Genomic DNA, 15,531 nt, shown 5'->3' with positions numbered 1-15,531 from the left:
CCGCTATGCAACGAGCGGTGCGTGCGCTTCAGCGTGCGCCGCTTCGTCGCGGTCAACGAAATCGATCGTCAGGCCGCGCTCGGCCGAGCTCGACAACGCGATCGTCGCTGGCGGGGCGCCGCTCGCCATGCGCGCGAGCAACTCGGCCGACACGGTCGGCAGGATGCGCTGGTTCAGGAATGCGTCGACGTTGCGCGCGCCGGATTCACGAGCGAGACACAGTTCGGCCATCGTCTCAATCAGCGACTCGTCGCAAGTCAGCTCAATGCCGTGCTGACGGCGGAGGCGATCGGCGACTTTGCCAAGCTTCATGCGCACGATAGACTCGAGCGCGGTCGCGCCGAGCGGTCGGTAGATCAGCGTCTGGAAGCGAGCAAGCAGCGCCGGCTGAAAGTGCGCGACGAGTGCCGGACGGATGATCTCGAGCAGCGCGGCCTGTGCAATCTCAGGATTGTCTGCCGTCGCTTCGTCGATCTGCGCGCTGCCCAGGTTGGAGGTCATCAGGATCACGCAGTTGCGGAAGTCGATCTCGCGCCCCTCGCCGTCACGCATGACGCCGCGATCGAATACCTGATAAAAGATGTCAAGCACGTCGCGATGAGCCTTCTCGATTTCGTCGAGCAGCACGACGCTATAGGGACGCTGGCGCACTGCCTCCGTCAGAATGCCGCCACGGCCATATCCGACGTAGCCCGGGGGCGAGCCCTTCAACTGCGACACGGTGTGCGGTTCCTGGTACTCCGACATGTTGATTGTCGTGAGCGCCGCTTCGCCGCCAAACAGCAGATCGGCCAGGGCCAGGGCGGTCTCTGTTTTGCCTACGCCTGACGGGCCAGCTAGCAGAAATACGCCGAGCGGAGCGTGCTCGTTCTTGAGTCCCGCCTTTGCGGTGCGCAGACTCTCGGCAAGCGCGCCAAGTGCCTCGACCTGAGACACGACGCGCGTAGCAAGCTGCGCTTCGAGTGCGAGCAGGCACTGGAGTTCGTCCTCGACGAGATGGCCGACCGGCACGCCCGTCCACTCTGCGACGACGCGCGCGATCGCCTGTGCGTCGACGTCGGCAAAGATCAACGGTGCCTTGCCTTGAGCGTTAGCAAGTGCATGCCTCGCCTGAGCCAGTGAAGCGTGGTCGCGTCGAGCCGGTTCTCGTTCACGCCATTCGTGCAGCGCCTGAACGAGCTTCAACTCGCTCGCATAGCGAGACTGCAAATCGGCCAATTCTGCCTTCGCCTTTACAAGCGTTGCGCCCAGTGTCGCCCGGTGCGCTTGCGCGTGGTCCATGCCTGCACGCGCGTCGTCCGCCAAAGTCGCGTCCTCGAGTTCCAGAGCCGCCACCGAGGCGCGTGCCCGCTGCAGTTCCGCCGGTGGGGATTCGAGGCCCATGCGGACGCGCGCGGCTGCCGTATCGATCAGGTCGACGGCCTTGTCCGGCAGTTGACGTGCGGGAATGTAGCGGCGCGAAAGTTTCACCGCGGCGACCAGCGCCTCATCGCGAATGTGAACATGGTGATACTCCGCGTAGCGATGCCTGAGGCCCCGTAGCATCAGGCACGCAGCGTCGTCGTCAGGCTCTTCAACCTTGATGATCTGGAAACGTCGCTCGAGCGCGGCGTCGCGCTCGAAGAATTCCTTATATTCCGACCATGTGGTGGCGGCGATCGTGCGCAACGCGCCGCGCGCGAGCGCGGGCTTGAGCAGATTGGCGGCGTCGGCGCTCCCTGCTGCGTTACCGGCGCCGATCAGCGTGTGGGCTTCGTCGATGAACAGCAGGATCGGCACGAGCGAGGCTTGCACCTCGTCGATCACGTTCTTCAGCCGCTGCTCGAACTCGCCTTTGACACCAGCGCCGGCCTGCAGCAGCCCCAGGTCGAGTGTGAGGATGCGCGCGTCGCGGATCGCTTCAGGCACGCTGCCCTCGGCTATGCGCAGCGCAAGCCCCTCAACGAGCGCGGTTTTGCCTACACCCGGATCACCGACCAGGATCGGGTTGTTCTTGCGCCGACGTGCGAGCACGTCGACCATCTGCTGGATCTCACGCTCGCGGCCGAATACGGGATCAATCTGGCCGTTGCGCGCCTTGTCGGTCAGGTCGAGCGCAAAGCGGGCGAGGGCATGTGCGCCGCCATTTTGCTGGACTGTTCGAGCGTCCGGGGCCGCTGTCCCGGGTGCATGCGCATCGCCCGGCGCGGCGTGAGCCGGTTCGGTCATCTGCGCATCCAGATCGTCCTGTGCGCTCTCACACGAACGATGGGCGAGACGCAGCAGGAGCCGTTCGATCTGGGCACTACTGATTGACAGCAGCGGCCAGATATTTTGCGCACGCAGCACGTGCGGAGCGTCGACGATGGCTTGCATCAGGTTGCCCGACCGAATCGATGCGTCATCGTTACCCGCCGCGGCTCTAAGCCAGGCGTCTTGTAATACGGTCGCCATTTGAACGGACAGCGCCGGCTTGCCCCGGAGGTCGCGGGGTACGTGCTCGATGGCTGCGATCAGCGCGTCCCACAGCGCATCGACATCGATCCCATAGTGTCGGAGGATTGCCGGAATGTCGCCGTCGCCTGCCTCGATCAGCTTCAGCAGCCAGTGCTCGACTGTGATCTCGTCCGAAAGCCGCGCGAGGCAAAGACTCGCAGCCGCCTCCAGCGCCTTCGCGCAATGCGGGTTGAGTCGGCGGAGCAGGTGAGTGGTGTCGCGCAAGATCATGAGGGAGCGGTCGGAATGGAAGCGGGTGAGGGCCATCGTTCAGAGCCGCTCCTGGGTGGAAAAAGGCCAGCCCGAGCCTGGACTGGCAAAGGAACCGGCCGCAGCAAGCCAGTTTCACCAAGCAGTGCGGATATCAGGAACGCTCGTTCCAGGTGTCCTTGTGGATGATGTTGCCGTCCTTGTAGGACCAGGTGATCGTTTCGTAGCGCAGTTCGACGTTCTCGAGATGGTTGTGTTTCTCGTAGTCCGGCTTCTTGATGTCGTACATGACCGGGTTGACGGCCACGATCTTGACGTTGTCGAGCTTCGTGTTGAAGTACTCCTTTTCCTTGCCCGCGTCGTCGATCCTGTACCACTTGATTTCGACAGACTTGAGCGTCTGACCGCTCGTCACAGCCTTGTACAGATACGGGGTCGACGCGTCCGTTTCCTTGGTCAGCTTGATCGGCTTGTGGACGCGGGTGCCGGTGAGCTTGCCCGTGTTGCCGTCGGTCGGGATGTGCACGCCGTGGTCGAATGCGACGAGTTCGACGCTGCCTTCACGCCCTTGAACTGTCACCGACCCCTTGATGTCCGCGCCACCGTCGTCCTTGAGCCACATATAGGCCGGAATTGCCATTACTTCACTCCTTTTTGTGTACTGCAACAACTGCCCGGATCTCTACGCCGGGCCTGAGAAACCCGACGCGAAGTGCCTCGGGGGCTAGAATCGTTCTTCATCTCTCTGACTGACCACGAGCACGAATGGCGTCCAGTCGCTCGAACTACCCGCAGCGTGGAACTCACTTCACCGCGTCCGGTACCAGTGTGATTTCGACGCGCCGGTTCCTGGCGCGGCCGTCTGGTGTCTCATTGCTTGTGATCGGTCGCGTGCCGCCGTAGCCCTGGATAGCAAACTGCGTGGCCGGAATCCCCGACGCGTCGATCAACCAGTCGCGCACGGCTTGCGCGCGCGCCGTCGATAATTTCAGGTTGCTGTCGGGATCGCCGACGTTATCGGTATAGCCCGCCACGAGAATCCGTTTATCCGGATGCACCTTGATCATTTCGAGAGCGCCGACCATTGCACGTGTGTAGCCGGGCTTGAGTTGTGCGCGGCCGCTGTCGAACAGCGACATGCTGTCGAGCGTCACCACTGCCGGCGGGGGCGGCGGTGGTGCATAGGATGCAATGGCCTCATTCACAGCCGGCATGAGCTGCGCACCCCGGTACATGCCGAATGACAGGGGAAGTGGAATGCCGGCGCGCGCATAACGGTCAAGTTGATCCCGATCGGCCACGAGTGTTTGTAGTGCCGCGCGCTTGGCCGTATCGTGCGCGGAAGGAATCATCGAATAGCGGCCCAGGTCCGTGCCGATGCGGGTTAGCAGCGCCTCGTTGTTCTTTGCCGACGCCCAGAACGCAACCGCGGCTGCAGATGCTACGAGCGCAAGCGCATGGGCAAAGGCTGCCATGCGTGGCGACATCCAGTATCGCCGGGGCAGCGCTTGAACCAGCGGTTGAGGCAGCGGCCATGGGAGCGCAGAGGCCGGGGCCGGTGCGCGCATCACCCGGGTCTGGATCTCGACATCGCGTGCCCACGGGTTTGCTGGGCCACTCGCGGGACCGCAATCGATCCAGCCGGCACCGAAGAGTGACCATGGGATGGCAGGGTGATGCCGATCCGACAGCGCACCGATGACGACACGCTGTGTCCATTCGATGATCGACGCAAGGGCGGCCGCGCGCGCGGCTGCCGTGCGATCGCACACCGCATGCTGCGCTTCGTTTTCGGCGGCGCGAATCACCGGTTCAAAACGTGCGGCATCGACGATGCGCGAAGTCGTTGAAACGCCATACCACTGAGGCGTGGCCTGGTCTGGAGGACCGGCTGTGAGCCGCTGATACACCGCGACATAGCCGGGCAATCGCCTGCCCAGCATGCGGGACGCATCCGCCACGGCCTGCCGCACAACATGCAGTTGCTGTATAAGGATGTCCGCCCCTGTGTGCTTTGCCGGAACAACTGACAGCACCACCCCGTCCGGTGCGCGACCGTCGCGCCACTGTCTCACTGCGAGTGCAAGCCGCGGCAGATCCTGTGTCCGATCGACGCGCAGCCAGATTGCCCCGTCGCCCACATGCGCATGGCGGACGTCTCCTGCTCGGTCGAAAAGCGCGGATAGACCGTCGCCGGTCATGAGGACGAGGGGCATCCGCGTGCGCAGTTTCACCGGAATATCGGCCGTCGCGGCGCCAAGCGCCGCCAGCACTTGTGCGCCCTGTTTCCCCGCGCGGGTCAGCCGGTGCGTGAACCAGGACACGAGTGAGAGCGCGACCACTGCGATCACTACCGTGAGCGTCCATGTCACACCGCGGCTAACCGTCAACACGAGCCAGACTACCGCGAGCGCCAACGCGGCTGCGAACAGCAGCATCGCGCGCACCGGATATCCCAGCCCCTTGTAGTCGTGATCGGGCGCCAGTGGCAAGGCCCCAGAGAGGACAGGCAGATCGGATTTCACGGGCGGGTGCCTTTCACCGACACTAAATGGGCAAGTTGCATGTCGAGTGCCGCCGTCCATATCGCCCAGACGGTCACTGCAGCAATACCTGCCAGAGCCGCAACGGCCCACGGAGACAGCCGGTAAAACCAGTTGGACAGGCGCCGTCCCGCCTGGTCTGCGACAAACAGGCGTTCCGATGATGGTCGAAGCCTGTCCAGCCTGGTGTTGAGCGCCGCGATAAGGGCGGTGCGTTTTGCCTCGCCCTCGCGGGCGTAGCGGCCGACGAAGCCCATGCCAAGGACCGCCGAGTAGCATTCGAGCAGATCGACGCACGGTACGCTCTCGTGCATACGTGCATCGAGCCGGTCGAACACGGTTTCGCCGGCGTCGTGCAGGTTGAACTGCTCGACCTGCAGCGGTTGCAGTTCCCAACCGGCACGCATATCTGCCGGCAGAGACCGCAGTACCGATTCGTCCAGCAACCCGCACTGGGCGATCAGGGCTTCCCGGCGCACGTCGTCTGGATACCGCCGGGCTTGCAGCGCTTCCGCGAAATGCGCGATCAGTTGCCTGCATCGGTTGCGCAGTTCGTCCGCCTCCTTCACTGCGCCACCAGTGCCAAGCGTGGTCACCAGCAATGCCGTGTCTCGCAGCAGGGCGCGCATGCTTTCGTGCGTGTCGTCGCGCGGCATGTCACCGTTGTCCGGGAGTTCGTCTAGCGCGGCGGGTTCCTGGTGGCTGGAAGTCAGGGCGTTCATGTACGCAGCACCGCGTAGAGTTGAAGCGCGGCATCGGGTATCGACGCCGGCAGGTAGATCTGACAGGCACGCGCGGCAAGCATCCTGGCATGCGCGGCGCTGGATGAATCGAGCGCGAAGTATTGGTTGTCGAGGCGTACCGGAATTGCGGCGGGCACTCGCTGCACCGCCTTCAGCGGAATACCCAGCAGCGCGGAATTGATGATGTGCCCAACGTCGTCGGGCGCGCCAATCTTGCACAGCCGCGGAAACTGCTCGACGAGCTCGAACGCGGCCATTGGCGCGTTCACCGACAAATACCAGTCAGCGGCATCTCCCGCGATACGCTCGTCGAGGAACTGCCCAGTCCATGTTGTCGGCGTCTTGCGCGTGAGCCCGATAGATACGACGCGTGATGGAATGATCGCGTCGAGCAGGTCGCGGATCATCGATTCGAGTTTTGCAAACACTTCGTCTGCGCAGACATGGTCGTACGTGGGAATGTCAGCCAGCTGCGCCCCGGTCGAGAACGTCATGAGTGCGCTTGCCAACTGGGCGAGTGTCGCGTACAGATGCTCCGGCGGCCGGCCGGGGTGGGTGAGAAAGAGCCGCAGTTGCGGCCACGCAGAATGGATACAGTGCAGTAGCCAGAAAAGCTGTACGTCGGCCACACCGTATTCCACGATCTGCTCCATGCGCTCGCTGCGCCGAGCGCCGAGCGCGAGGCTTTTCGCCTGCAGGATGTCAGCGAGCCGGGCGATCCGTTCGAGGTGAAGCGGGTGACTGCCAAGCGTCAGGCAGGGAGGGACGAATGCATGATCGATGCGGAACTGACCGCCGCCTGAGCCGCTGCCGCTGCGACTAAGCCGCACGATCGCGCACGCGGTGTCGTCCGCATGCGACTCGAAGTCGAACAGCAGGCGCACGGCATGACGTTCCGCGGCGATCTCTGTCTCGGTCACCCCGTTGAGGTCAGCCACCTTCACGAACTCACGGTACGAGCGACGCGGACGCGCCAGCGTGGCTTCATCGAAGCGGCAGTTGTTGCCGTTCGCATCGGGTAGAGCGAGCGCCGCGAGCACTGTGATGCTTTGCCGGTCAGCCGGAAGGCCATGCGTCAGATCGCGCCCCGCCGGGAGGGCGTCGGCCAGCGCGGTGTCGATCGGCGTGCCATCGGGAAAACGAAGCTTCAGCCGCGTGAGCTTGAGACGGCCGGTCGCGAGCGCCTCTTCGTCGACCTCGACGCCCAGAGTGCCCCAAGGCTCCGCGAGCACCGCAGTGGCGAACTGCTGCATCGCGAATCCGGCCCATCGGTCCTGTTGCTGGAAGTGCTGCTGCGTGAGGATCAAGCCCTCATGCCAGAGCGGTTTGTCTATCCGCATACGTGTGGTCTACGGCTTGTAGTGGTTATAAGTGGGCGCATTCTAATGACGGATCCGTAAATCGTAAACGCGAATAAGTAATTCGTCGTGCAAAACGTTATGGATTGTTAGAAATCTTCGAATTGAAAATGAATTGTGTGACTCAGTTGGCATGAGCGGTGCGTTTGCGAATGGTGCTTCGCACTTTCTCATAATAAAAATTTGCAAAAAATAGGCAACCTGCGAGCAAGGTGGGCGTGCTATGCGATCTGGGGTCGCGAGTCATGCTGTGAACCATCAAGAGACCATGAATCCATAAGACCTTTCCGAAAATCAGTTTTACTAACTATATTTGTTCACTAGCGGGGAGTGTGCTTTGACGCCGCGCGGGTAAACCTGTTTAATACGACGTTGCAATAACGGCGCATGAATGAATGCCGAGCTTTGGGGGTGCCGTCAGTATTCGTTTGAGCCGCGTACGGCGTTTGAGACATGCGCCTGCTCGAAGAATGTCACCACATTGTTTGGGAAATTTCTGCGGATATTTTAATAAGATAAATAAGGAATCCTATGGATAGCTTCCAACGTGAAATTCCGAAAAGTCGTGTTTCAATCACACTGGATTTGCATACGGGTGGGGCGCAGAAGAAGGTGGAATTGCCCCTCAAGCTGCTTGTTGCGGGGGACTTCAGTGCGGGCCGTGAACAGGCGCCGCTCGCCGAGCGCAAGAAGGTGAACATTGACAAGAACAACTTCGATGCTGTTCTGGCCGACTACGCGCCAGACCTGAAGCTCGCGGCGGAGAACACGTTGGCCGCTGATGGTTCAGAACTGCCCGTCACTCTTTCCTTTCGCTCGATGAAGGACTTCGAGCCGGAACAGGTGGCGCGCCAGATTCCGCAAATGCAGGCCATGCTTGCAATGCGCAATTTGCTGCGTGATTTGAAAAGCAACCTGCTCGACAACGGCACTTTCCGTCGCGAATTCGAAAAAATTCTGAAGGACAGGCGTCTGTCAGACAAGTTGCGCGGCGAGCTTGCCCAGATTGCAACGGCGGCGACGCAGCAGGAAGGCCATGCCTGAGGGCGGCCGGCCAAAGCTACCCGTTACGCCTTCCGCAATGACGTCGCCATACGAACCGGGACTGAGATAACCATGAAACAGAACGAAGCCCATCAGGGTGCAGCGGAAACACTCGTGCTCGAGAACGACAGTGTGTACGCCTCGCTTTGCAACAAGATCAACCTTAACATCGTCGCCGAGGCCCGCCCGCTGGAAGCGTTTCGCGACAATGACACATTGGCCGAGGCATCGGCCGACGAACGCGTTGCCCGCGGCATGGACGCGCTGCTGAATCTGATCGCGAAAGAAAGCAAGCCGGTTGACCGGCTCGACAAATCGCTGCTTGATTTCTACATCGGTCAGCTCGATCGGCAGATCGGTCGTCAGCTCGACGCCGTGATGCACACGCCGGAATTCCAGGCCCTCGAAGGCCGCTGGCGCGGTCTGAAGATGCTCGTGTCGCGTACGGACTTCCGCAGGAACGCGAAGATCGAAGTCCTCGACGTATCGAAGGACGCATTGCAGCTGGACTTCGAGGACACGCCCGAGCTGGTTCAGAGCGGCCTGTACCGCCTCGCCTATATCGAGGAATATGACACGCCGGGCGGCCAGCCGATCAGCGCAATGATCAGCGATTTCGAGTTCACAAACTCGCCGATGGACGTTGCACTGCTTCGCAACATCTCGAAGGTTGCGGCGGCCGCCCACATGCCGTTTATAGGTTCGGTGGGCGCCGCGTTCTTCGGCAAGAAATCGATGGAAGAAGTGGCCGCCATTCAGGATATTGGCAATTATTTCGACCGCGCAGAGTACCTCAAGTGGAAGAGCTTTCGCGATACGGACGATGCCCGCTACGTCGGGCTGACGATGCCCCGGGTGCTTGGGCGCCTGCCGTACGGTAGGGATACCGTGCCAGTGCGCGCGTTCAACTATGAGGAGGCGGTGAGAGGCCCCGACCACGACAAATATCTGTGGGTAACTGCATCGTTTGCGTTTGCAGCCAACATGACCCGCAGCTTTGTGAACAATGGCTGGTGCGTGCAGATCCGCGGTCCCCAGGCTGGCGGCAAAGTGGAAGATCTGCCGGTGCACCTGTATGACCTTGGCACCGGCGCTCAGCCGAAGATCCCGACCGAAGTGCTGATTCCCGAGACCCGCGAGTTCGAATTCGCGAATCTGGGCTTCATCCCGCTGTCGTTCTACAAGAATCATGACTTTGCGTGTTTCTTCTCGGCCAACTCCACGCAAAAGCCAGCACTGTACGACACGAAAGAGGCGACGGCGAACAGCCGCATCAATGCGCGCCTACCGTACATCTTCCTGCTCTCGCGCATCGCGCACTATCTCAAGCTGATTCAGCGCGAGAACATCGGCACGACCAAGGACCGGCGCCTGCTCGAGCTTGAGTTGAACAACTGGATCAAAGGTCTCGTGACCGAGATGAAGGACCCGGGCGATGAGTTGCAGGCGTCGCACCCGCTGCGTGAGGCGAAGGTGACGGTGGAGGATATCGAGGACAACCCGGGCTTCTTCCGCATCAAGCTTTTCATCATTCCGCACTTCCAGGTCGAGGGCATGGACATCGGGCTGTCGTTGGTGTCCCAGATGCCCAAGGCCAAAAGCTGATCCTGTAGGACGTAACCGCCAGTCGCCGGGGTCATGAGCACCCCGGCGCGCCGTTCATATCGTTCGTTTAACGGAGCTTCTGTATGTCGTCGATCGTGCCTCTACAGGCTTACGAATTGAAGCTGGCGCCGCATCCGGCGCCCTTTTCCGTGCTCAGATTCAGCGGTCGCGATGCGGTGAGCGAGCTGTACCGGTACGACATCGAATTCACCAGCTCCGTGTCCGGCATCCCGATGGAGCAGGTGGTCGGTCGGCCCGCAAAGTTCATCATCGCGCCGGTCGATCCGGAGAAGGACTATCTGCGCAGGATGTTCGGCGAGAACGCGGACCAGTTCAGCCGGGTGCCGCCGGCGTATACCATTCACGGCATCATCACCGGGTTCGATGAGTATGCGACGTCTGCGGACCAGACACACTATCGGGTGCGGCTCGAGCCGAAGCTCGCCGACCTGAACCGGGGCGTGACGAGCCGCCTGTTCCAGAAGCAGTCGTCCGAGGAAATCATCACGGACACGCTACGCCATGAGGGCTACCGTGCAGGTGTGGACTTCGAGTTCCAGTTGCGCCACCAGTACAGGCGGCACGAGTACGTCACGCAATATCACGAGACAACGTTTGGCTTCATCCAGCGCCTTTGTGCGCAGGAGGGGATCTGGTTCCGCTGGGAGCAGAAGAAGGATCGCGCGGTCCTCGTGTTCGGCGACGATCTCGATGCCTACGCGCGCAAACAGCGCACGGTGGCGTACCGGCGCGACTCGGGGCTCGAGAGTTCCGGCACGGACGCCATCAAAACGCTCGAGAAGCGGGCCCGGCGCGTGCCCGAGGCGGTGCGGCTGCACGACTACAACCATCGCGAGGCGGGCGTCTCGTTGCTCGTCGAGGAGAATGCCGCACGCGACGACAGGACAACGAACGGGATCGACTATCGCTGGGGCGAGCACTACCAGACGCCGGAAGAGGGCAAGAGCATCGCCCGTCTGCGCCACGAGGAATATCTGGCGCAGCAGATCACGTTCAGGGGGACCGGCAATCCGTTCTGGCTCGAAGCGGGTGAAGTCATGCGCGTCGACCCGAATCCGGCCGACGCGAAGCACGGCATCTTCATCACATCGGTCGAATCGAGGGGTGGGCGCGGTGAGTCGTACTGGGTGACCTTCGAGGGGATTCCGTCGGACCGGGTCTGGCGTACGCCGGTGGCGTCGATTGAGCGACCGTCCATCGACGGCATCCTGCCTGCGCGGGTGACGTCACCGGGCAATTACAAATACGCATACCTGACGGAGCAGGGCTGGTACGTGATCAGGCTGCCGTTCGACCTCGACGAATGGAGTCCGGGCGGTACGAGCCGGCCGGTGCGGTTCGCGAAGCCGTACAGCGGAGCGAACTATGGTCACCACTTCCCGCTGATCGACGGGGCGGAGGTGGCGATCGTCTTTACGGGCGGGGATCCGGATCGACCCGTGATTATTGGCGCGATGCATGACAGCCTGCATCCGGATCTCGTCAATAACCTGAACCACACCCGCAACATCGTTCGCACGGCCGCGCAGAACGAGATGCGGATGGAGGACAAGGAAGGTGTCGAGCATATCCACCTGAGCACGCCGTTTCAGACCAGTGAGCTCAATCTGGGGCATATGGTCGATGAGAACCGGAAGGAGCGTGGGCAGGGTGCAGAGTTGCGGACTGACGGGCATGTCGCAGTGCGAGGTGCGAAAGGCGTACTGATATCAGCGGAGCCCCAAGCCGCAGCCACGGGCGAGCAATGCGCGATGCAGAATGCTGACGACACATTCCGGCAATCCGAAGAGATCCTCAAGACGCTCAACCACAGCGCCGGCGCCGCGAAGGCTCTGCTCGCGGAAGTCGAAAGACAACGGGCCCTTGTCGACCAAAACCTGTCCCAACTGCAGAAGTGCGTAGTCGTTGCAAGTGCACCTGACGGCATGGGGCTGTCGAGCGGTAGTCACTTTCAGCTTGCAGCGCGCAGACAACTTTTCATGACCGCAGGCGATGGTCTTGACGTCGGCGTCATGAAGCGCATAGCGATAGCTGCTGGCGAAGCGATTTCGCTCTTTGCTGCAAAGCTCGGTATCCGCATTTTCGCCGCGCAGGGCAAGGTGCAAGTGCAGGCTCAGAGCGATGAACTGGAGTTGATCGCGCTCAAGAAGGTCACCATGAGTTCATCGACTGATGAGGTAACCGTCACGGCTTCAAAGGGCATCATCTTGGGTGACGGTGCCGGAGCCTACATCAAGATTGCCAGTGGACGGATCGAGTTGGCCAGCCCCAGTGGCCAGATCGACGTAAAGGGTAACCTGGAAGTGGACGATTCAGCCGGAGGGAATTTCACATTCCCAAGCTGGGTAACGTCCGCGCCGAAGGACGTGAAGAGCAATCTGGGTTTCGGTTTTTCTGAATAGGACACCATGGCAAACAGTTCAGCGCCGAACGCGGTACTCACTCCGCTCAAGCAGATAGCCTTCGCTTTCCCGTTTCGCAAGAAGGGGCAGGGCAATGGCGCTTTAGCGACGGATATCACCGATGAGCACGACATGTATCTGCTACTGAGGCAGGAGCCGACGGGGAGCTTCCCCGTTGGCGCCAGTGGCATGTGGCACGGTGGTGTCCATATCAGCGAGGCCGGAGCCGGGCAGGAGCTGGATCTGAAGGGAGGCGTGCGTTGCATCGCTGATGGCGAGGTAATAGCGTGGCGCGTGAACCGTAAGTATCTCGCAAGTACGCTGCCACCTCAGAATGGTGGACCTGAAATCAACGCTCAGTACAGCACGGGTTTTGCGCTCGTGCAGCACTCAATGGAATTTCCGCGCGGCAAGAAGTGGACCTTCTTTAGCCTGTACATGCATCTCCAGGACTATGCTAGCTACGAAGCTGATCCGGCGCTTCCTTGGCCGGGCTATTGGTCCGCGAAATATCAAGTAACCGAGGACACGGTAGATAAGCCGACGGCTTCAGCGAGTGGTCAGGCTCCTTCAGTCGATCAGACAGGACTGCGCGTCAGGGTGACTAGACCGCATGGCGCCACCGTGGGTATTCTCCCCCGAGGGACTTTGGTGTCACTCTCCAAGCGTGAAGGGGATTGGGGGCAGATAGCAGAAGACCCAGGCGCTCTAATCGCTCCTGCAGTTGGAGGTTACGTCGCTTCGAGTGCCGCAATAGGCAAGTGGATTTTCCTCGGAAAGGAACACGGGCACCCAAGCCCCGTTGTAGAAAAAGTCATGCCGGATTCGGTCTTTGACTGCGTCAACGTTATACCGCAGCCTGAACAGCGGTTAAAAGTCAAAGCTGGAGACGTGCTCGGATATCTGGGGCGTTATGATTCATTGCGCGACCAGACCTCAAATCGCTTGGTGCATATCGAGGTCTTCAGCGACGACAGCATCAAGCAGTTCATTATTGACGGACGGGCTGGGGTCAATGCCAACATAACAACGCCGGCGAACTGGAGCCAACTTGGCTTGTCGGCGGCCCCGACGATCTTGCGCATTGCCACTGGCACTACGCTCTACGACAAGGACCCGGTTGCAGGAACACCTCCGCAAGCGAGCGCGCAGGCAAAGAAAACCGATGTAACACAAGTCGAGACGTTTGCTGTGCTGCAGAACCATACTGGGAATTCGTGTTTGGAGACGAGTCCAGGTAACGACGGCCAGAAACGACACTGGTGGAAAGTGGATAGCGCGGATATGCAGCGTAATGCCATTTCAGGCTGGGTGCGCGAGCAGAGCTTCGCTGGTGGCACCGTTACGCAGGAACACTCACAAAGCTGGATTGATTTCGAGTGTCACGACGAGGATCACGATCCGACTCATACAATTTTCGCGAGCGCTGCAGATTACGTGGCCTATACAAAGGGGAGTGATGATCCGACCGCGGGTGCCATTGGCAAGCTTAGTCCGCTGATGACCGCAATCTACCGTGCATTGTATCCTTCCGGTGATGGCGCCCATGCAGCAGAAGAACTTCGCAATACTGGACAAAACCCACAAGGCAGCTCGTTTCCGTGGGTTGCCTTTCGGGCATCACGTCTAATTCCTAAGCACGAAAGCGAGTGGGCCAACCCAGCGAAGTGGCAGGAACTGGTTAGTGCAATCGCGCAGAGCAACGAGCCGGAGCCTGAGCACGAAGAGGAGAAAAAGCGCATCGCAAAGCTTGTGTGGTGGGATGAAGTACAGGCAGGCGTACCTGGCTTCCCGGGACCAGATGTATTCCATATCCACCCGGCTGCGCTGGTGGGAAATTTCTGCCGAAGTGGTTTTCAATTCACTTTGCAGATGATGCAGCGCCTCTTCCCCCATGTGACAGCGCAGGATCTTCAGCAAATCGCTGATGAGCTAAATGCGCACCTCGACGTCTATAAGTTGGATACTCCGCTCAGACGAACACACTTTTTTGCTCAGGTAATGCAGGAAACCGGCAGCAACCTAAACCTTGAAGAATCTTTCATTTGGAAAGCCAGTGCGCTAATCGCGAAATTTAGCTATTTCGGCAGCCACCCTGCCGAAGCTCATGCACATGGCTACGCAACGGTGAGACCTATCAAGGCCGATGGTACGCGAATGAATCAAGCCGATTTTGAAGCTATCGCAAACGGAGCCTACGGTGGTCGCGCGGAGTTAGGTAACGGGAGTCACGCCTCCGGAGATGGATGGAGGTACAGAGGAAGAGGTATGAAGCAACTTACCGGACGAGCCAATTATCATGCGTTCACCCGATGGCAAACTGGTCACCAGGCCGATTTCCAAAATGATGTGATTGACTATGAAGAAGATCCGGATGTCTTGACTCAGCCAAAATATGCTGCGAGATCCGCGGCATTTTTTTGGGTTACCAATCATCTCCCCGAACTTGCGGATCACGGCTCCATGCCCGCACAGGTCAATGCGATTACGGCAGTTGTGAATCTGCATACTGATAGTTATGCAGCCCGCGTTGAGAACTTTCAAGCGATCTGGAATAGAGGTGATTTCAAATGATCATAAGACCAATTCGATTTTTTGCGGTCGCGCTGGCAAGTATTGCCTGTGGTCCAGTGTTCTCTCAAGTGGCTACGCTGTGCAATGCACACGAGGAGATATACTTCAGTTGCCACGTTGGGGAAAAAATTGTTTCCGTTTGTGCGTCCGGAAATATATCGCCTAAAAATGGCTATGTCCAGTATCGGTTCGGTAAGCTGGGTCGTATCGAGTTGGAGTATCCAAAACTGCCCTATCCGCCGATGGGTTTCTTCTCGATAAGTGATATTGATCAGGGAAATGTTCAAACCACTCACTTGAAATTCAAATCTGGTCGATATAATTATGTTGTCTACAGTGGCTTCCCGTCAGGCTTGTATGTAAAAAAAGACGGAAGAATTATTTCAAATTTAATCTGTGACTCGGGGGGCTATGAATCGATAAGCCCCCGCGCATTTCGAGGTATCCCCGTAAAGCCACCCCAAGGCAACATTGATAATTAGAAGTCCGCTTCTGCAAAATCAAGAGCGTCGAATATTAGCGAACTTATCTGATATTAATCAGATGTTCTCGTCGG

10 protein-coding genes are annotated in these 15,531 nt (G+C 59.7%); 5 read left to right on the top strand and 5 right to left on the bottom strand.

The window, feature by feature from the left end; translation table 11 throughout:
• Positions 1–3: 3 nt before the first annotated feature.
• The 5 genes from tssH to tssK form a co-directional block, all read right to left on the bottom strand.
• On the bottom strand, positions 4–2,706 hold the full coding sequence (gene tssH, locus ACEN8U_RS25280; protein ID WP_310111651.1) for a type VI secretion system ATPase TssH: 2,703 nt from the start codon (positions 2,704–2,706) through the stop codon (positions 4–6).
• Positions 2,707–2,839: 133 nt separating this feature from the next.
• Positions 2,840–3,325, bottom strand: a complete 486-nt coding sequence (locus tag ACEN8U_RS25275; RefSeq protein ID WP_310111582.1) for an Hcp family type VI secretion system effector — start codon at positions 3,323–3,325, stop codon at positions 2,840–2,842.
• A gap of 163 nt (positions 3,326–3,488) precedes the next feature.
• On the bottom strand, positions 3,489–5,210 hold the full coding sequence (locus tag ACEN8U_RS25270) for an OmpA family protein (protein WP_374725950.1): 1,722 nt from the start codon (positions 5,208–5,210) through the stop codon (positions 3,489–3,491).
• Positions 5,207–5,950 carry a DotU family type IV/VI secretion system protein gene (locus tag ACEN8U_RS25265; RefSeq protein WP_310111583.1) on the bottom strand — a complete coding sequence of 248 codons (744 nt, stop codon included), beginning with the start codon at positions 5,948–5,950 and terminating at the stop codon, positions 5,207–5,209. Before ACEN8U_RS25265 ends, ACEN8U_RS25270 begins: the two co-directional genes overlap by 4 nt.
• On the bottom strand, positions 5,947–7,311 hold the full coding sequence (tssK, locus tag ACEN8U_RS25260) for a type VI secretion system baseplate subunit TssK (RefSeq protein WP_310111585.1): 1,365 nt from the start codon (positions 7,309–7,311) through the stop codon (positions 5,947–5,949). The genes ACEN8U_RS25265 and tssK overlap by 4 nt, the downstream gene beginning before the upstream one ends.
• Before the next feature lie 549 nt (positions 7,312–7,860).
• Here tssK and tssB point away from each other — a divergent pair.
• The 5 genes from tssB (at position 7,861) to ACEN8U_RS25235 (ending at position 15,457) form a co-directional block, all read left to right on the top strand.
• Positions 7,861–8,373, top strand: a complete 513-nt coding sequence (gene tssB / locus ACEN8U_RS25255) for a type VI secretion system contractile sheath small subunit (protein ID WP_028362267.1) — start codon at positions 7,861–7,863, stop codon at positions 8,371–8,373.
• 72 nt (positions 8,374–8,445) lie between these two features.
• Positions 8,446–9,978, top strand: coding sequence for a type VI secretion system contractile sheath large subunit (tssC, locus tag ACEN8U_RS25250; protein ID WP_310111587.1), 1,533 nt, complete (start codon positions 8,446–8,448; stop codon positions 9,976–9,978).
• Between the two features lie 83 nt (positions 9,979–10,061).
• Complete coding sequence (locus ACEN8U_RS25245) at positions 10,062–12,401, top strand: type VI secretion system tip protein VgrG (RefSeq protein WP_310111590.1); 2,340 nt, start codon at positions 10,062–10,064, stop codon at positions 12,399–12,401.
• A gap of 6 nt (positions 12,402–12,407) precedes the next feature.
• Positions 12,408–14,975, top strand: coding sequence for a chitinase (locus tag ACEN8U_RS25240; protein ID WP_310111592.1), 2,568 nt, complete (start codon positions 12,408–12,410; stop codon positions 14,973–14,975).
• Positions 14,972–15,457, top strand: coding sequence for a hypothetical protein (locus ACEN8U_RS25235; RefSeq protein ID WP_310111594.1), 486 nt, complete (start codon positions 14,972–14,974; stop codon positions 15,455–15,457). Before ACEN8U_RS25240 ends, ACEN8U_RS25235 begins: the two co-directional genes overlap by 4 nt.
• Positions 15,458–15,531 lie beyond the last annotated feature (74 nt).

The organism is Paraburkholderia phenoliruptrix (assembly GCF_047325075.1).
GTDB classification, from domain to species: domain Bacteria; phylum Pseudomonadota; class Gammaproteobacteria; order Burkholderiales; family Burkholderiaceae; genus Paraburkholderia; species Paraburkholderia phenoliruptrix.
This window is presented reverse-complemented; position numbering and strand designations above follow the sequence as displayed.